At 46.0% G+C, this 18,430-nt stretch carries 14 protein-coding genes and 1 other RNA gene; all 15 read right to left on the bottom strand.

Translation table 11 applies throughout. The features are described 5' to 3' along the window. Positions 1-1,643: S8 family serine peptidase (locus HZC01_00010; GenBank protein ID MBI5037082.1), on the bottom strand; the 1,643-nt coding region annotated here is incomplete at its 3' end. Positions 1,644-1,648: 5 nt separating this feature from the next. After that, positions 1,649-2,884 carry a serine protease gene (locus HZC01_00015; protein MBI5037083.1) on the bottom strand — a complete coding sequence of 412 codons (1,236 nt, stop codon included), beginning with the start codon at positions 2,882-2,884 and terminating at the stop codon, positions 1,649-1,651. A 4-nt stretch (positions 2,885-2,888) separates the two neighbouring features. After that, positions 2,889-3,656, bottom strand: a complete 768-nt coding sequence (locus HZC01_00020) for a hypothetical protein (GenBank protein ID MBI5037084.1) — start codon at positions 3,654-3,656, stop codon at positions 2,889-2,891. Position 3,657: 1 nt separating this feature from the next. Further along, on the bottom strand, positions 3,658-4,185 hold the full coding sequence (locus tag HZC01_00025; GenBank protein MBI5037085.1) for a PH domain-containing protein: 528 nt from the start codon (positions 4,183-4,185) through the stop codon (positions 3,658-3,660). Positions 4,186-4,310: 125 nt separating this feature from the next. Continuing rightward, on the bottom strand, positions 4,311-6,134 hold the full coding sequence (gene lepA, locus HZC01_00030) for an elongation factor 4 (GenBank protein ID MBI5037086.1): 1,824 nt from the start codon (positions 6,132-6,134) through the stop codon (positions 4,311-4,313). Beyond that, on the bottom strand, positions 6,131-7,744 hold the full coding sequence (murJ, locus tag HZC01_00035) for a murein biosynthesis integral membrane protein MurJ (GenBank protein MBI5037087.1): 1,614 nt from the start codon (positions 7,742-7,744) through the stop codon (positions 6,131-6,133). The genes lepA and murJ overlap by 4 nt, the downstream gene beginning before the upstream one ends. 455 nt (positions 7,745-8,199) lie before the next feature. After that, entirely contained in the window at positions 8,200-8,604 is a 405-nt protein-coding gene (locus HZC01_00040; GenBank protein ID MBI5037088.1) for a hypothetical protein, read from the bottom strand. 629 nt (positions 8,605-9,233) lie between these two features. Beyond that, positions 9,234-9,419 (bottom strand): hypothetical protein, encoded by a 186-nt coding sequence (locus HZC01_00045; protein MBI5037089.1) that lies wholly within the window; start codon positions 9,417-9,419, stop codon positions 9,234-9,236. Between the two features lie 766 nt (positions 9,420-10,185). Continuing rightward, positions 10,186-12,474 carry a DUF4012 domain-containing protein gene (locus HZC01_00050; protein MBI5037090.1) on the bottom strand — a complete coding sequence of 763 codons (2,289 nt, stop codon included), beginning with the start codon at positions 12,472-12,474 and terminating at the stop codon, positions 10,186-10,188. 60 nt (positions 12,475-12,534) lie between these two features. Then, positions 12,535-13,653, bottom strand: coding sequence for a glycosyltransferase family 4 protein (locus tag HZC01_00055; protein ID MBI5037091.1), 1,119 nt, complete (start codon positions 13,651-13,653; stop codon positions 12,535-12,537). After that, a complete protein-coding gene (locus HZC01_00060; protein MBI5037092.1) occupies positions 13,650-14,825 on the bottom strand; it encodes a glycosyltransferase family 4 protein in 1,176 nt (391 codons plus the stop codon). The genes HZC01_00055 and HZC01_00060 overlap by 4 nt, the downstream gene beginning before the upstream one ends. Then, positions 14,782-15,414 carry a hypothetical protein gene (locus HZC01_00065; protein MBI5037093.1) on the bottom strand — a complete coding sequence of 211 codons (633 nt, stop codon included), beginning with the start codon at positions 15,412-15,414 and terminating at the stop codon, positions 14,782-14,784. Before HZC01_00065 ends, HZC01_00060 begins: the two co-directional genes overlap by 44 nt. A gap of 4 nt (positions 15,415-15,418) precedes the next feature. After that, positions 15,419-16,519 carry a glycosyltransferase gene (locus HZC01_00070; protein ID MBI5037094.1) on the bottom strand — a complete coding sequence of 367 codons (1,101 nt, stop codon included), beginning with the start codon at positions 16,517-16,519 and terminating at the stop codon, positions 15,419-15,421. Between the two features lie 4 nt (positions 16,520-16,523). Continuing rightward, positions 16,524-17,915, bottom strand: coding sequence for a sugar transferase (locus tag HZC01_00075; protein MBI5037095.1), 1,392 nt, complete (start codon positions 17,913-17,915; stop codon positions 16,524-16,526). Between the two features lie 42 nt (positions 17,916-17,957). Then, an RNA gene (gene rnpB, locus HZC01_00080) (RNase P RNA component class A) lies at positions 17,958-18,362 on the bottom strand. Between the last annotated feature and the right edge of the window lie 68 nt (positions 18,363-18,430).

Genomic DNA, 18,430 nt, shown 5'->3' on the forward strand with positions numbered 1-18,430 from the left:
ACCCTGACATGAGGAGCGCCACCGGCGCCTGCGCCCGTAATAATTTCATCAACGCCATCACCATTGACATCTCCAGCCGCCACATTCACCCCACCCCGAAACGTCGTGGCGTAGGCGAAGAAACTGTAGAGCGAATTCCCGCGTGCATCAAAAGCCCTGACATGAGGAGCGCCACCGGCGCCTGCGCCAGTAATAATTTCATATATACCATTACCATCAATATCACCAGTTGCTACATTCACCCCACCCCGAAACGTCGTGGCATAGGCGAAAAATTGGGACTGCAGAACGCCACCAGTATTAAACAGGCGTACGTGCGGACCGCCCCCCTTGCCAGCCGCAGTAATAATCGGGTGCGAAGAGGGTAATAGCCAACCAACGCTTGCCGCGATATTGACCAGTCCCGATCCCATTTGACCACGGTAGTCAGGATTGACAGAATCTAAACCACGAGCATTTTGCTTCAAAATCTGAATAAGCTGATCAGGGGTGAGACTGGCATTATATGATTTCAATAAAGCGGCAGCGCCAGCAATAATCGGACTGGCAAACGAAGTGCCCGACCACCCCCCGAGGTAATAATCATCCAATCTCACACCTGTCACTGGATGTGTCTTACTGGGCTCATACACACCCGTAGAAAAAATATTTTTTGCTGGAGCCACCAGATCAATACACGCGCTCCCATAATTAGACCCTCCGATCACTTCACCTTGGCTCGTAAAGAGAGCAAGATGATTTTGCGCATCAACGCCACCTACTGTTAAAACATGTTGCAAACAAGCAGGATAGACTGGAAATTCATCGAGATCAAGTAAGTCATTCCCCGCAGCAGCCACCACTAAAACGCCCGCAGCATAAGCGTCATTGATCGCGAGCGCTAAAAATGGGTCCAATTCAGCGCCGACGAGACTCAAATTAATAATGTGCGCGCCATTTGCTATTGCATATTGGATGCCGTTGTATACATCGACTGTATAACCACTCCCAGTGCTGTCGAGCACCCGAACGGGCATAATGCGGGTAGCCCAGGCAACCCCGGAAACACCGATACCATTATTTCCAACCGCACCAATGATGCCAGCTACCGCTGTCCCATGATGCACGCCTGATTCAACCCACCCGGGATCAAAATCAGGATTAGGATCGCCAGAATCATCTATGGCGTTCCAACCATTACGATCATCGATATACCCATTCACATCATCATCAATACCATTAGTAGGAATCTCACCCGTGTTTACCCAAATATTCTTAGCAAGATCAGGATGATTCGTGTCTACCCCCGTATCTAATACCGCAACCACCACGCTTCGGGAGCCGATCGTCTGATCCCAGCTTGGGGGTGTATTAACATAGCGCAAATAATTTTGCGACGAATAATATGCATCATTGGGAATGCGAACCGCTTCATAGCGATAATTACCCCCTACCATCGCAACTTCCGGCTGCATGGCTAACCAGGCTCGAACCGCTTCTGTATCGCCTGCCTCAATAATGGGGACCGCAACTGCCTGCTTTTCGCCGACAAAGCTAACTACCAATGAATCGCCAGTTTGCCCATATACCGGTTTTATTAGGCATACGGAAATTACAATAATGACCCCCAATAGACTAATAATCTGCCACACGCGTAATTGCATGAACATTACTCAATAGTCAAATTTATTTTTTGTGAGGTCCCATCCCGTATCAGCGTCACTGCTAACGTATCGCCTGCCTCATGATTAAGAATGAGTTCGCTTAATGTTTCAGACTCGGTCAGTGGTGTGCTATTAATTTCGGTTATGATATCACCTATCTGAATGCCTGCTTTTTCAGCAAGGCTACCGCTGACGACCCCTGACTCGGAACCGAAGCTAGTAATATAGGCGCCTTGGGATGCCCCATCAGCTATACGGCTTCCGTCAGCAAGCATATCCAGCGTAACATAATGTACTCCAAACGATGGGCGGATAATCCGTCCGCTTACGAAGCTTGATTCGAGAATGTTTGATACGTATGAAAATGGAACAACCACATAGGTATCATGTTCTCGCACCAAAATGCCTAAGGCTTTTTTATCTAGAGTAAAAACAACGGCATGCAGAAAATCAGAATCAAGCGCGCTGCCGAGCAGCACCCGTGCTTGATAACGATCAGTTGAAAAATAAAGATCGGCGCCCGTCGATACTGGGTAATACCTAGTCTGCTGGATCGACGTTTTTAAAATTCGCGGGCCACGGCTGCCAGTATCACGCGCTAAAGCGACCACCTCTTCAGAATTTCTGATGCTATCAATGTCGCTAAATGCAACCGTAGATAGTTTATTCGCATCTAATTTTAATATAGCGTACGGCGTAGCTGAATCGCGCATTACGCTCGAAACAGCGTACACGCTTCCATCATAGCCAATGGCTACATACGACTGATCATCGACAACGGTAGTTGCGTCAATAATGACGTATCCATCCTCTGTAATGACAAATCCTTCACCGACTTTTTCACTGCTTACATACTGGTTTTCTAAGCCCGCGCTTGAGGTGTGTGCGGGGTAGATAGTCACCAGCGTATGGTCGAGGTCCTGAGCGATCGTCTCTACCTGCTCGGCGGTTAGAACGCGATCTTTATTCCGTGAAGTCAAGACAACTGAGGGGGAATCACTCGAAGAAAACCCTAATTGCTCAAGAAAAGGTAGTTCGTTCGAGAACCAAATCAGTGATAACTGCCCAACAATACCAGCCGCAAATCCAATAATCAAAATCATCATAAGCCACACCATTGACGGACGTGGGGCGACACGCGGACGATCAAATGATTTTAATTGAGTTCCATATAATTTTTCAATGTCACTGCCTTCTTCGGCAATGACTTTAGGTGAGGTCGGACTCGTGCGTGGTTTCATGCTGTTAGATCCATTTAGTAGTTAAAAATACGGCCAAAATAATTCCTCCGGCGATGAGCACATACGCGCGTACCCCGCTCGCAGATAAAGAATCCTTTAGGTAATCTTTAGAAATATTCATAAATAAATAATACGCGCAGGTAACGGTAATAGCGCTCACCACGTAACTCACTGGTAAAAAACTCAACACATACGCCAATTCAGCCATAGTTAACCCGGCGATCAATGTGAAAAAGCGGCCGGCTTTCCATGAAATCTTATACGACCAAAGGGTTCGTGAATAAAGAAATCCACTTGCAAACAAAATAATCAAAAAAAGCGGCCAAAATCGCCAGCCAATCAAAATGTTTGCCCCAAAGGCACTCCCATATAATAAAAATAAGGCTAGGAGATTACTATAACTATATATATTCTCCAACGCGTATGGCTGATACTTTTCCGTTTGATGAAGAAATGAAAAAATATTTTTCAATAAAAGAGTAAATATAATCGAAATGCCTCCAACAAATATCCACCGCACTACATCATTATCAATAAATACGAAAAAGCAAGTGGCGCAAATTATTAACGCAAGCGGTGTAGTAATGAATTGAAAAAAGTGTGTATCCCCTGACTGTTCGTGAGTTAATGACCAAACTGAGCCGAATGCTATGAGTAAAAATGTAATTCCTACTCCAACAATCCAGGTTGGACGAATCGACCAAATAGCAAATGTCGAGGCAATAAGGATTGCGCTTATATATGGAACAAATCTATTAAATAAATACAACATGCTAACTGGTTGAATTATCGGTTGATGTTTCAGCTTCTTGATGCGACCGTTGCACGCTGATAATGCTTTGCTGGACTAATTCTGGATTTTTCACTCCGTGCAGCTCAATATTTGCCTGATTGCCTGCCGTCTGAATGATGACACTACCGTAATGAAATACAGTCTGGGCAATACCTTTAATACGTATGCTGACGTCTTGAATTTTCTCGTAGGTCGTTTCAGAAACAGTTCGATCGAAAAAACCGCGTTGGTCAAGATCGATAATACGATCTTCCGTGATAACAAATACGTTAAACGTATATACATAGCCGATCCGCGCTCCAAGAAATACTCCGATGCAGAGGGTTACTACAAATATTACGATTCCCGGTAATCCCCAGCGCACCAGTGGCACCATAAAGAAAAATGGTGCTATAATAAACCCTGCAGCTATCACCACGCTTCCCGTGAACACCAGCGCGTATTTACGCACGATCATCACCACAAGTTCCTCAGCTTTCAGCATTTTTTGTAACCGCTGTTCAAACATGGGTAATACTATAGTAAATAGATACTATGCATAAAAAAACAATTCGAATCATCTGGCTCATCATCGTCATCATAGGCGTCCTCAGTATGCTCTTCTTTACTTTCCTGCCAGCCTTTTCTGGTTCATCAGCGTTTTAGGACGGCCCGATACGCCTCGGGTGGGATATCCACTGTACCCATACTCCGCATGCGCTGCTTGCCTTTTTTCTGTTTCTCTAGGAGTTTGCGTTTTCTAGTGACATCACCACCATAGAGTTTGGCGGTAACGTCTTTTCGCATTGCGGATATGCGGCTGGATGCAATAATCTTTCCACCAAGGCTGGCCTGAATCTTAACCTCAAACATCTGCCGCGGGATTACTTCCTTTAATTGATCAACAACGGTACGGCCAATCCGATAAGCATCAGCGCTATATACAATCGATGCCAATGCCTCGACGGGATCTTCGGCTACAATGATATCCATGCGCTGAACCACACAAGGACGATAGTTCAGAAAATCATAATTTAATGAAGCATAACCAGCACTGATACTCTTCAGTGTATCATAAAAATCAACCAAGAGACTAGCTAAGGGCACTTCATAATGAAGCACTGCTTTCTCGGCATCTAAATACTCGGTGGTGCTAAAAACACCGCGTTTTTCCTGTACCATAGTCATGATGGGCCCAATGGAGCTACTCGGGGTAACAATGTCAACGCGCATCCATGGCTCTTCCACCCGATCAATATGAGTGGCTTCGGGTAATTCATGCGGATTGGTGACAACGATGGTTGTGCCGGAAAACCGTTTGTCTTTGCGCTGACGGTTGTGGATCCCCGCCTTACTGAGCGTAACGCGATATGCGACCGAAGGCGCGGTCACAACAATTGCTACATGGTGTTCCCGACGTATGCGTTCTTGAAATATTTCTAAATGTAACATCCCGAGGAATCCGCAACGGAACCCAAACCCCAGTGCTTCTGAGTGATCCGGCTCGTACACGAGTGAAGCGTCAGTCAAGGCGACCTTGCTTATAGCATCACGCAGTTCTTCATACGCATCCCCCTCTTTGCAATAGATTCCGGCAAAAACCATAGGCTTCAGTTCTCGGTACCCAGGCACCGCCTGGGTAGCAGGTTGACGCACCGTCGTCACTGTATCGCCAACACGACTGTGCTGAATGTCGCGCAGTCCGGTAACAATGTACCCGATTTCACCCGCCTGAAGCGATTCACGCGGAGTAAGCCCCGGCTTGAAATAACCAATTTCCTCAACATCGGAAACAACACTACGTGCCATTAATTTGAGTTGTTCATGGTGTTGGATGGTACCATTAAAGACACGTCCATATACCACCACCCCCTTATAGGTATCATAGAATGAATCAAACACCAGCATTTGCACTGGCGCTGTAGTATCGCCCACGGGCGGCGGTACTCGTCCAATTACTGCAGCAATTATTTGTTCAACATTGAGCCCGGTTTTTGCTGACACAGCTAAAATTTCTTCTGGACGACACCCGAGCAATTGCACCAAATCTGCACGAACTTGATCAACATTAGCATTTGGTAAATCAATTTTATTAATGACCGGTATAATGGTCAAATTTTGATCAAGTGCTAAATACAAATTCGCCAGTGTCTGTGCCTCGATCCCCTGACTCGCGTCAACCAATAGCAAGGCGCCCTCAACCGCAGCCAGCGAACGCGAGACTTCATAGGTAAAATCGACATGCCCGGGCGTATCAATAAGATTCAAAATATAACCATTATACTCCATGCGCACCGGCTGTAGTTTGATAGTTATCCCACGCTCACGCTCGAGCTCCATCTGGTCCAATAATTGCGCTTTCATGTGACGCGGGTCAACCGTTTTCGTCAATTCTAATAGTCGATCCGCAAGTGTTGATTTGCCATGATCGATATGCGCAATGATGCAAAAATTTCGAATTTGCTTCAAGGGAATCATTCGGTTGGCCTCCCATTACTTAATTGTTGACGCGCTCGTCGGAACCAATGCGTAATAATAGTTATTTCGTCACAGCGAAAAACGAGGGCAAATATGAGGTACGAAACTACGCCTACTACGGTGGCTCCAATGCCTTGCACCATTATGCCGACAAAAGTTTGCATATTAACCCCCAAAGCAAGTATGTATTTAGCAGCAATAACGACTGCTGCCATCATCGCAGAAATCACCAATATTTTCAGAACCGAATTAATAATCTTTCTGTCATCGAGATACCCTCGGGCACGACGAAGCAGCATTAGAAGCACCGCCATTTGTACGAAGCTGGTGATGGAAAAAGACAGCGCTAGTCCCATCACACCCATCATCCGGCTAAGCATAATGCCACCAACTACATTTAATATCATCGTCCAAATTCCAATCTTGACGGGCGTCTTCGAATCGTGCCAGGCGTAAAACGAACGAGTTAATAATGGTATGGTACTCTGAGCGAATAAAGACAATGCAAAAAAACCCAACGCTTGAGCAGTTAAATATGTATCAGACCAATCAAACGCGCCAGCTCCCAGCACGACTCGAACAATTTGAGCACGCAGCAATAATATGAGAACAGAGGTAGGAATAATGAGGAATAAAATTCGTCGAAACGTTGTAGAAAAATGCATCACAAACATGTCACTGTCTTTTCTCGCTGAGGCTTCACTAAAAAAGGGGTAAGACGCAACGGCTAGTGAAACGCCAAATACGTTGATCGGAAAATGCTGAAGGTTTGAAGCAAAATTAAAAATTGCGACTGAACCGGCTGCCAGGGTCGAACCTATGATAACACTAATCAATTGGTCAATCTGATTAACCGCTAAACCAAATGTTCGCGGTAGCATGAGTCGTCCAATTTCTCGTACTCCGGGATGTTTACGATCAACTACAAATGCATACCGATATCCGAGCTTCAGTACACTTGGTACCTGAACAAGCAGATGCAATAATGAACCAAAAACAACTCCATAAGCAAGTCCATAGATACCATAATCGGGCACCCAAAAAATAATACCTACGATAATGCCAACATTGTACAGCACCGGCGCAAATGCAAAACTAACATAGCGTTTAAAAGAATTAAGAATGCCGGTCAGTATATTACTGGCACCAAAAAAGATTATTGATAAAAGCATAATTCGTGTCATCTGAGCCACCATATGCTGTTTTTCTGGCGTAAAGCCAGGTGCGATAAACGGGACTAATTGCGGCGCAAAAATAAATAACACAATCCCAAATACAACTAAACCAAACAGTAGAATATTCATCATTGCGTTGGCTAAATACCAAACTGACTGCCGTTCAGAAGGATCAATTTTTGCACGCTCAATGTACTGTACAAACACAGGGATAAAAGCAGCCGAAAGTGCTCCCAGTACCAGTACATTAAAAATCAAATCAGGAATACGGAACGCAGTGTAATACACATCCAGTGTATCCCCGGCTCCAAATTGGGAAGCGAGTAAGCGATCGCGAATCAATCCAAAAAGCCGGCTGACAACTGAGGCGCCGGCGATAATAATTGCCCCACCGGTAAGGGTGGTGGTTAGCTTTCGCCAAATCTTCACAAACATAGTAAAAAAATTATACCAACTTTATTAACATTTTTCAAGTCTTGTTATCCTTTAGTGTGTCGTAAAATGGTTTGCAATGCAAACCATCCTGAGCGTAGCGAAGGACCTCAAGGTCGCCCTGAGTCAGAGAAGGGTCTCAGGCAAACCAAAAAGCTGCCGACAAGCGACAAGCCCAATTGGTACCTCTGATTATTGGAAATGTCCTAAATACAATTTTTAGAACATTTGAGGAGAGAGATTTTCCAAAACCAGTGGTTGTGGACTCGTCTATTACATTACTTGCCGACAGCTTGCTGATGCGTACACACAGGTAAGCACGATATTTGGTATAGTTGCGATTTAGTAAAATGTCAAGATACTGCTTTTTTGAGCATTGAAACCTTATTCAATATTCAAAAAAGGAGTGGAGGGCAATCAATGCAAGTGGTTAAAATGCATTGACGCCCTCCGATAACTTAGTGAGTGTAGAAGTAGAAGTATGTTATTGGTACTCCTACGCCCCATCCGATGAGGAATGTGGCGATTGTTTGAAACACCTTTTTTTCAGATGCTGCGTTGATAGGAACCACAGTTCCTGTATACACACTGAGTACCATACCGACCAGCCAAAACGGAACCGGCATCAGATGAGTGCCAATATCGCGGATGTAGTATTTCATAAATCCACTGGTTGGCCACTGATGATCAATCGCCGGCAACGGTACTACGAGATAGATCCCCCAAAAAAGAAAAAACCCAATAGTCCACGCCCAGGCTGTCTGCTTCTTTCCGCTATGCCACTTGACGATGAACCAGTACACGGTACAGATACTGGTAACAAGTATTGCGGACGTTACAATCCGCAAAGGTTCATAAGACATACCATCCTCACTTTCTATTATTACAATGAACACGTTCTATCTAACCACCGAAGTGGAGGCGAGCCGCCCGCCTTATGTCCGATAAATCGGACTGACGGACAACGGCATATCCAGGCACATAACGCAGTGGGTACCGCGCAGCATATGCCAGGTGTATACCAGACTACCCCTCCATTTCGGTGACTAGTTTGTAAAAAACTCCTTTCTTCAACAATCAACGGGTTACCCATTTATCGCTGGAGAAAGTAGGCCAGTAATAAATCCTAAGATTTACGACTGGCCTAAGGACGGGCGGGCGGAGCGTCAATGAGGTTTGTTCGGCACCGTCTTTACGGTTCCATGCACATACTGGCTCCGACGAACCATGTCTCGTAGTTCCTGCTGCAACCGACGAGGGATGAGATCCCCCAGACGATGTGTGGATACTGACGACGGATGATTCCATCTTTTCATGGCAACCTCAGTTGTTAAGGTTAGAGCACTTTAGTTAATTTCCTTTCTTCAGCAATCAACCAGATAACCGATTAATCGCTGGAGAAAGTGGATGATGGAAATACGAAGCGTATTTTTCATCATCCATAAACTGACGATGCTTAACTGCTGACATTGTGGCAGGTCTTGTTAACAATTTACTTGCTAACTTTTATTACTTTGTACTCATAGAGTACTGCCAGCAGCATTACATTGAATAACATCAAACCGTTAATATCAAACGGCCTAGTTTGGCTAAAAAGCCAAGAGCCAATAAAATGAGCAATGACTTGCTCAAGTACAAATGCGGCTCCAATCAACAGAACCTTAATGGACGTACTCATGACTTACTCCTTACTTAAAGTCAAAGATCATTCAGTTTCCCTCCTTCAGCAATTAATGAGATAACCCATTAACCGCTGAAGGAGGGAGGGCACGTAATTCATCAAAAGATGCGTTAGGTGCCCTAGGGCGGATGATAGAAGATAAGGGATGTGCAATTTGTGTGTAGGGAGAAGGATTCGAGAGGCGCGCCTTTGGTCACCGAGGTGACCGACGCACCGAATGCCAGAGGTAGTTATGTTCCAGTCGAAACCGGATCACGACTATCTCATGGTGGCACCCATTACTCGTCCTCCTTTTCCCTACGAACAAACTGTTGAAGCATCGCGAGCATCGACTTTATGTCGGGCAAGCGATACTGCAGCTTTGCGGAAAGCATTGAAAACTACTTTCTTAAAGGAGTTTTTAAGTTTACAAAAAACGTCTTTCCGTGATTTGAGGGAGAGACGTTTTTTGCTTGAGTTATTGGTTGTTATAACCAACGTGAACGCAATACTACGATAGTACGCTATTCATGGCTTGTACCAAACGCATTTCCACCGGCGTTTGCGGTGACTCTCTCCTCAAAGAGTTTATTGATAATGTAAAAGAATCAATAGCGTAACAGAAGAGTATATCGCGAAGGCTGTACACCGTCAAGGGTTGGCTGGGGATATTAGAAATGCTTTTTTTCGATCATTAGCCAAAAAGTTATCCACAATGAATTATTCATGGCTAATATTAGATAAAACAAAAAGGCCCTCAATAGGCCTCAAACTAGCTATCGTTCTAGCCCTCGATGAGCGTCCTAATAACTCGGTCGCCAAGCAAATCTTCTCTCCAGGTGGCGGTATGGGTATCGGTATCCACGTCTCCAGAAGTCCAGCGAATATCCAAGTCGGGATTAGTCGTCACCCGGCTAATCACACCGGAAACTGGCGCGCCTGGCTGCTGCTGTAGATACAATGAATAGACATCAGTCGGATTCCACCAACCGCTGAAATCTAAGCGCCCGGGAAGTCGATAGGTAATGGTCATCGTTTGAGACTCTCCTGGATCAATACTCATCCAATTTCCAAAAACTGTTTTGCCAAATTCATTCGTAATGCGTGTATTTGTTTGTTCGTTAATAATTGAATCAGTTTCAATCGTCGCAAGGTCCGCATCCTCCTTCGCATCAGTATCGGGTAACTTGAAACGCGAGCTAACCATCTCATCAAATCCCTCGGCGGTTAAGAATTCGCTCCCCTGCGGTACATATAATCGCACATAGGACACGTTTGCCTGCCCGGCAAATTTATCAAACGGGCTACCGGTATGACTACGCGTGATGCGCACCGTATCGATTACTGAACCGTCAGATTCGATTGTTGCGGTATGCTCGATCAGCTGGTCAATGACTTGATCGGTCTTTCCCCCGCCGATATTAGTATTGACCACCGCCAAATAATCACCATCGGGTTGTGCCAGTGCGCCATCCCAGCCTTGTTCATGAATTGCCGCCTGCGCATCAGCGTCAGTGAAATACACGAGCATATTGCGATCCTGCAATGAATTGAGCATGACTTCAACAACAGATAATAGCTGCGCTGGCTCCGCATTAAATACTTTATTCATCAATAGCGGCATCATGTCTCCAATAAATCGTTTCGGCTGATTTTCTTCGCGATCATAGGTCACTTCTGCCCAGACCTGCGCCTCACGCACAAAATTACTGGCATCAACCGTCACGCCATATCGCTCCTGCATATCCAGTGGTCCAGTGATTTCCAAGAGCCGCTCAATGACCGTAGGAGTGAGTGTCAGGACTCCGTCAACAGAGGTGCCACCGGTACGCTCAAAAAACCACATGGTTTTCTTCGCTGAGGTGGGAAAATCAGGAAACCAATTACTATCTTGTATATTCCAGTGTGGATTTACGATCCAGAGTGGCTTCGGGGAAATCAATTTGTCCTTGAGCTGGCCGGCAATGTCATAAATACCGCCACCAGGTACCGCAATTTCCTGTACTGCACCGCGATACATATCAACCAGAGCGATTGAACCCATGAATCCACCGGTGGGACGAAGTTCGCGATTATTTTGGAACACTAATAAATATCGACGAGGTGCGTCATGACCCAAAATATATAGTAACACATCGGACAATTCAGACGCATCACGAAGCCGCTGGTTGAGCTGTGGTGCACTCTCCTGCAGCGCCTGAATCGGAGCTCGGTACTCCTCGGGCAAATCATTAATCCGAACATTTGCCAGTGCTGCTGTCCCCGCTTCAATTTCTCCAATAATTGGATCAAGCTGGCCACTGGCGATTGCTAAATACGACGTCAGTGTAGAATCATCAGAAACCCCAGCGGTGCCTGGTGTTTGCGCTTGAAGCAGGCTTATTAATTCGGTGATCTGTGCCCCGGCTTGACTCAGATGGGTGCCTGCTTCCAGTAGCGCTGAAGCGCTCTTCACTTTTCCTGGCAATGCAGTCGCAATGCTGGTAACAACGCCCCCCGCAGCATCTAGTTCGGTTGAAGCAGCGGAAAATTCTGTCGCGGCATTGCGGAAACGCTCAGCGGCTGAAATAAAATCCGTGTCTGTTACTGCTCCACCGGCAGCTTGCAGTTCATCATAGGCATTTGAAGAAATACCAAGTACCGTACCCTCCGCCCGCACTGCACGCTGGTAGACGGTGAAACCTATAATCGGCAAAATAATAACGAGGCACATGGTAGCAAAACCAACCAGTCGTTTTGGCCACCCGGCAGGCAACGTAAAATGCATTAAACGGACTTGATTCGATGTTGTTGTAACGGTCGGCACAGGTGCCTTTGGCTGTGCTATCGGCTGTGACAATGACGCATGAGGATACCGTGAAACGATCACCGATTCCCGAGTCTGTCGCCCCTCTTCAATTACCCGCTTCGTTCGTCGTGCGGTCCACCACGTTGTCGCACGCTCGATCAGCTGTTTCCAGCGTGATTCGCGGGGCTGATCAATATGCTGCAATTCCTGCTTGCGCATCGCACGCAAGTCAATTACATTCTCTCGCGGCACTCCGGTAAAACCGGATCGTGGTCGAATAGGCATAGATTGTGGCTGATGTTGGCGAACGCGTGGCATAATTTCCTAGAATATTACTCTATAGTATCACGCTGCTTCATACAAGTCACGCGTTCGTTCGGCCATTATGTCCCAGCTAAATTGCCGAATCCGCTTATAACCCCGCTCGCGCATATCTGCAGCTACGTGGGCATTATCAAGTAAGACGGATACTTGCCGAGCAATATCTTCATGATTATGCGGATCAAAATATAATGCCGCATCACCTAATATCTCCGGCAAGCAAGAATTGTCGCTGGCGGCCACCGGCACACCAAACGCGCACGCCTCCAATCCCGGCAAACCGAATCCTTCGCAAAAAGAAGGGAAAACGTATGCGGCAGCATGGCGATATAATGATGGCAGTTCTCCATCAGGCACATACCCCGTGAAACGTACGGCGTGCGCAATACCGCTGGCCTCAACAATTTTTTGTAAACGTTTCACAAAATAATCCTGTCTACCAACCAAAACTAGTTGAACGTTCGGATGGGTCTGGCGCAGCTGAATAAATGCTTCAATAAGACCTTCGCTATTTTTGTGCGGATAAACATTTCCAACGTACAAAATATATGGCTGCTTGATTGAATACTGTTCGAGAACGTTCAGGTCGCTGGCTGCCTCTTGCATGGGAGTATCTACCGCTTCATACGTTACGCTAATATGCTGAGGGTCAACGCCAAAATGGTGCACAATTTCTTGTTTAGTATATTTCGACACTGCAATAATACGACGCGCCTGACGCACAGCTCGGCGAATAATGATATGGTATGCCCAGTGCTTTATTCGATATAGGAGCGGCCCCAGTGTTGTGGCGCGTTGTGTGGGGTACTTCGTTAAGATAAGATCGTGAATCGTAACTACAAACGGTCGCCGATATAATAAAGGAACATTAAAATGCGGAAAATGCATCAGGTCCAGCCGCGCACGCCACAGCACCCACGGTAACCATATTTGCTCAATGATGGTATACCAACGAAAATTAGCTAATCTTTTTTCAAACCGAGGATTGCGCGGAGTATATTCGTCCCAATTTTCTTTGCGCAAAAAAATTACATATTCATTATGATCATCGATCTTCTCAAGGTGAGTTACTAATTTTTCTGTATACCGACCCAAACCCTTCGCGCCGGTGCCATAAAATCGAGCGTCAATCCCTATTTTCATAATTTTGATGCTGTCATTAATGTCGCCAGAGTAGCCTGAGCCGCCCGCTCCCAAGAAAACTGCTGTACGCGAGCTGACCCACGAGCTATCAAAGCGCGACGGAGATCATGATCCTGTAATACCCGAAATATTGCCTCGGCCAACCCGGCAGCATCATAGGGATCAGTCATTAAAACTCCGTCTGACCCTACTTCCCCGAGCGCAGGTGCGGCGCTGGTGACCACGGGGACGCGTGCAGCCATTGCTTCAAGAATGGGAAGTCCAAATCCTTCAAAGTACGAAGGATAGACAAACGCCGCCGCACCGCGATACCAGGCTGGCTTGTCAGCTTCTGGCACGTAATCAACGAAACGAACACGGGATAACTGCGCATTGCTACGCGACATGCCAGCGTGTCCTGCAATAATTAATTCGTACGCTCCTTGAGTTTGACGAGTAACAATTCCCCATGCAGCAATCAATCCGTCAATATTCTTCCGCGGATTAACTGTTCCAATTGACAATACATACGGCCGTTCCAAATGATAACGATTACGTATTTTTTCAACTGCCTGGTCTGGTACCGCCGCAAATAATTGTGCTTCAATGCCCAGCTGAATCACCGTTATACGTTCAGGAGCGATGCCATAGGTCGCCACGATATCTCGCTTGGTATTTTCCGAGACGCTGATGATCCGCTGGGACTGTCGCATAAGATGTCCGGGCCGCACCAGCCGATGCCACCAATTTCCTCGGTGGTTAAAAAAATTTGGATAGCGAAATGATAAATCATGCACCGTTAAAACAAGTGGGGTGTGTCGGGATACCTGGCCAAACATCATATTGGGCATAAACCATACATCCACACCTCCGACAGCCGTATCGAGGTACGGTCGTCCTAAACCGATATGGATCAGGTTAGAAAGCTTATTTGGCCAGCGCTGGTGCGTCAGTGTAACCCGGGGTTCAGCGGTTAGCCAATGTGTAATCGATCTCGGCAGCGACGTTAAGCCACTACAAAACAAGTGAAACGTATGTTCACTACCGATTCGGACCATGGCACGAAGGAGTTTTTCGGTATACACGCTGACTCCCGAGGGATATGGTTCGATCAATGATCGAATATCGACGCCAATGCGCATCGCGTATTTATGATTGGGTCGGAACAGCGCCCGGACGACGAATATACTCAAAACTGTATACTGTCACCACGCTTAATACAAATCCAGCGACCAATCCAATAATCGTATTAATAATTGCAGATGGCTTTTTCTCCACAATAACGGGCGTACCGCCCTTAACCTCAAAAAGTGCCTCCTGTTCGATAGTCTTATTGGCTTCGGCAGCGCGCTGTTCAACGACTGCAGTTATTGCCTGAGCAATGCGGTCCGCGGTTGGCCGATCCCTTTCTTGATACCGCACCACGATATTCTGAGGTGAGTATTTGCGCGTTTTAAATCGGGAGGTTAATTCTTCAATTGACGAAATATTTGGGTCAATCTCAGCACTGTCATATATCTCGAGTAGTACGGAGGGTGTCAAAAACCAACTCATGACAGTCTGGGAAAATAAATCAGATGCTTGAATGGCATAATACCCATCGTATTGATATTGCTGGGTTTCGAGAGTATTGGTTCGATTTATCGAAAACGAAATGGATGTATCAAATTGGACTGCTGCGGTCAGCGCAAATAACAGCGCGATAACACCGCCGAGCAATGTCATGCCAATGATGAGAAAACGGAATTTTACCAAAGGAATGGTTGTTTGCATAATAATCATAGTATTACTTTTTTTTAAAGTTTTGCCAAGCCTCACGTACCGCTGCGTCAATTCGTTCCTTAAATCTCCGGACATCGTACTGAAGTGCATGATTACGAATTTCCTCGGGATGAAACTGCTCTTGTTTAAAATGAATAATCGTATCAGCCAACGCTTCCCAGCTTTGTTCGTCAAACAATGTCCCGGTTTTCCCAGGGATTACCGTCTCCACCGCGCCGCCTACTCCGTAGGCGATCACCGGTCGTCCCGACGCCATTGCTTCCACCGGCGTAATTCCAAAATCCTCTTCTTGAGGATGAATAAACGCTCGGCAACGAGATAAATATTTGCTTTTTTCTGCATCAGAGACGTAACCAAGAAACTTGATTGTCGGCCCAGCCATCGCGCGCAAGCGCTCCTCTTCCTCACCATCGCCAATAATATAGAGTGGCAACCCTAATTTATTAAAGGCCTGAATCGCCAGGTCAACTCGCTTATAAGGGCGCAAACGTGACACAATTAAAAAATAGTCGTCAATCTCTGAACTTATCTGAAACTGATCGGCGTAAACCGGCGGCTCTATGACCAGACTCTCCTTTCGATAATATTTCTTAATGCGATCGGCGACAAATTTTGAATTCGCAATAAATAAATCCACACGATCAGCGGCCATCCGATCCCACATCCGCAAATAGCTCCGATACAGCAGCGACATACGACCGACGAGCCGATTACGCTCTAATTTATCAATCACTTCATTATGATCGCTCCATAAATAGCGAGTTGGTGTATGGCAATAACATACATGAAATGTATCGGGCGACGTAAGGACACCCTTGGCGAGCCCAGAGCTATCCGAGAGTACCACATCGTATTTATTTAGATCGTAACTTTCGGTTGCGGCAACCATCATCGGTAAATACCACCGAAACTTCCGGCGAGCAAAAGGCATGCGCGCAATAAATGATTCGTGAATAGTAACACCGTCAAACTCGTGATTTGTTTTTGCTGCATCGTAAATCAGCGTATACAGCGGTGCATCTGGATACAATTCCACCAATGACCGCAATACGCGTTCTGCCCCTCCAAGCTGATTCAGATGATCATGGACAAGTGCGAGTTTCATGACGTTATGCTGCGGATTTGCCGGTCACGACGACCCACGGGGTTTTAATAATAATGCGAATATCCAGCGCAGGTGACCAATTCTCCACATAGTAGAGATCAAGCCGAGCTTCTTCCTCAAAACGCAATTCTGAACGGCCTGAAATCTGCGCCAATCCGGTCATACCTGGTTTTATCATCAATAACTTCCGCTGCCAGCGCTCATACCGAGACACCTCTTCTGGTTCATGCGGACGTGGCCCTACCAGGCTCATCTCCCCGCGCAAAACATTATACAGTTGCGGCAATTCATCGAGGCTTGTCTTGCGCAAAAATCGGCCCACGCGAGTAATTCGCGGATCGTTCTTGATTTTAAATAACGGTCCATCAGCGCGTTCATTCAACTCAACCAAATCCTTTTTCAGCGTTTCTGCATTGCGCACCATGGAGCGGAACTTATATAGCCGAAATCGCTTTCCTTTGTACCCAATTCGTTCCAATCGAACAAAGATGCCACCCTGAGAATCGATCATGACAATCAAAGAAATTAACAAAAATACTGGAGAAAGTATGATCAAACCAAGACTCGAACATACGAGGTCGACGCTCCGTTTCGCAATTTTCCCCCATCCATCCAGCTTGGTTCGACGAACTTCAATGATGGGTATGTCTGCAATGGTATTGATTTCCACATGCGTGGGCTGTACTTCAAAGAGGTCGGTGGCGTATTTATAAATCAGATGATGATCCGTACAAAAATTTCGCATAGCGAGCACCTGCTGACGATCGATGGTGGGATTGCCGAGAATCAATTCATCAATATGGGTTGATTTCATTTTTTCAATCAATCGAGCTTGAAATTCTTCGTCAAACTGAGCACTCCGCTCAACAATGCGATACCCGAGCGTCGGCCGCTGATAAATCTGTTTCACAATATCTTCCGTGGTCGCGTCATCGCCGACAATAATGACATTATGCAAACCGATCCCGCGCTTCAAAAAATATCGCTGTACCATGCGTACCAGCGAACGGCCAATAATTACCATAATAATGGTAAGAATCCAGCCAGATAAAATAATAAAGCGGGATGAAAATAGCTCCCGCTGAAAAAAGATGATAATAATAACTATGGCAATTGCCGCAGAGCCGGCCACAATAACTTTCGACACCTCATCAATTAACCGGCGAGTGCTTTTGATAGCATACAGACCTGACATGGCAAATGTAATGACGTAAATGCCGGCCACGACCAATATAATGGTAAAAAATTCACGAAAATCAATTTCGTAAAACACTGGCCGGATTTCCGTGAAAAACGAAAAAAAACGGAGATTGTATGCAAAAATGCCCGCGATGACTACCATACAGTAGTCGACGGGCACTAAAATTGCGCTAAACAGCAGCTCTGATTTTTTCATGCCTGGCCGACTGGATTAGTAAATTATTCATAGATTTGGTTGTGCCCAAGCAAACCTATAAGCCGAATTCTGTGTCTCGCCAAAGGCGGACGGTGACTATCTATCTTGTCCTGACGTTGCCATCAGGATCATGCGACCAACCCATCCCGACGAATCGTCGGAATCTACTTGGTCTTGCACCGGATAGGGTTTTTCACGTTCGGCCGTCACCGACCAAACCTGTGGGCTCTTACCCCACTTCTTTTCACCCTTACCCCGAAATTGCTTCCGAGGCGGTATTGTCTCTGTGACACTATTCCCTAAAGGCAACATCCAGAAGACTTAAGACCTTCTAATTGCTGACTTCGGTCGTCTTTCACGACTATCCTTGGCTCCGTTTTTAATGACGGAGGGTGTTCGGACTTTCCTCACATTACAAATGCAATGTGCAATCACCCGGTTCACTTGGGCATGGTGGAGTATATGAAAAAAGGCCATTTTTGTCAATATCCCCCCATTCCTGATATAGTAATCCT

The organism is Candidatus Kerfeldbacteria bacterium (assembly GCA_016214565.1).
Classification (GTDB): Bacteria; Patescibacteriota; Patescibacteriia; order UBA10025; family JAHIVO01; genus JAXDBW01.

What these genes read in the sequence shown, in the direction of transcription:
- HZC01_00025 (MBI5037085.1), bottom strand. Translation starts at nt 4,185, where the DNA reads ATGTTTGAACAGCGGTTACAAAAAATGCTGAAAGCTGAGGAACTTGTG.
- HZC01_00070 (MBI5037094.1), bottom strand. Translation starts at nt 16,519, where the DNA reads ATGAAACTCGCACTTGTCCATGATCATCTGAATCAGCTTGGAGGGGCA.
- HZC01_00050 (MBI5037090.1), bottom strand. Translation starts at nt 12,474, where the DNA reads ATGCCTATTCGACCACGATCCGGTTTTACCGGAGTGCCGCGAGAGAAT.
- HZC01_00075 (MBI5037095.1), bottom strand. Translation starts at nt 17,915, where the DNA reads ATGAAAAAATCAGAGCTGCTGTTTAGCGCAATTTTAGTGCCCGTCGAC.
- HZC01_00020 (MBI5037084.1), bottom strand. Translation starts at nt 3,656, where the DNA reads ATGTTGTATTTATTTAATAGATTTGTTCCATATATAAGCGCAATCCTT.
- HZC01_00065 (MBI5037093.1), bottom strand. Translation starts at nt 15,414, where the DNA reads ATGATTATTATGCAAACAACCATTCCTTTGGTAAAATTCCGTTTTCTC.
- murJ (MBI5037087.1), bottom strand. Translation starts at nt 7,744, where the DNA reads ATGTTTGTGAAGATTTGGCGAAAGCTAACCACCACCCTTACCGGTGGG.
- HZC01_00015 (MBI5037083.1), bottom strand. Translation starts at nt 2,884, where the DNA reads ATGAAACCACGCACGAGTCCGACCTCACCTAAAGTCATTGCCGAAGAA.
- HZC01_00045 (MBI5037089.1), bottom strand. Translation starts at nt 9,419, where the DNA reads ATGAGTACGTCCATTAAGGTTCTGTTGATTGGAGCCGCATTTGTACTT.
- HZC01_00040 (MBI5037088.1), bottom strand. Translation starts at nt 8,604, where the DNA reads ATGTCTTATGAACCTTTGCGGATTGTAACGTCCGCAATACTTGTTACC.
- HZC01_00055 (MBI5037091.1), bottom strand. Translation starts at nt 13,653, where the DNA reads ATGAAAATAGGGATTGACGCTCGATTTTATGGCACCGGCGCGAAGGGT.
- lepA (MBI5037086.1), bottom strand. Translation starts at nt 6,134, where the DNA reads ATGATTCCCTTGAAGCAAATTCGAAATTTTTGCATCATTGCGCATATC.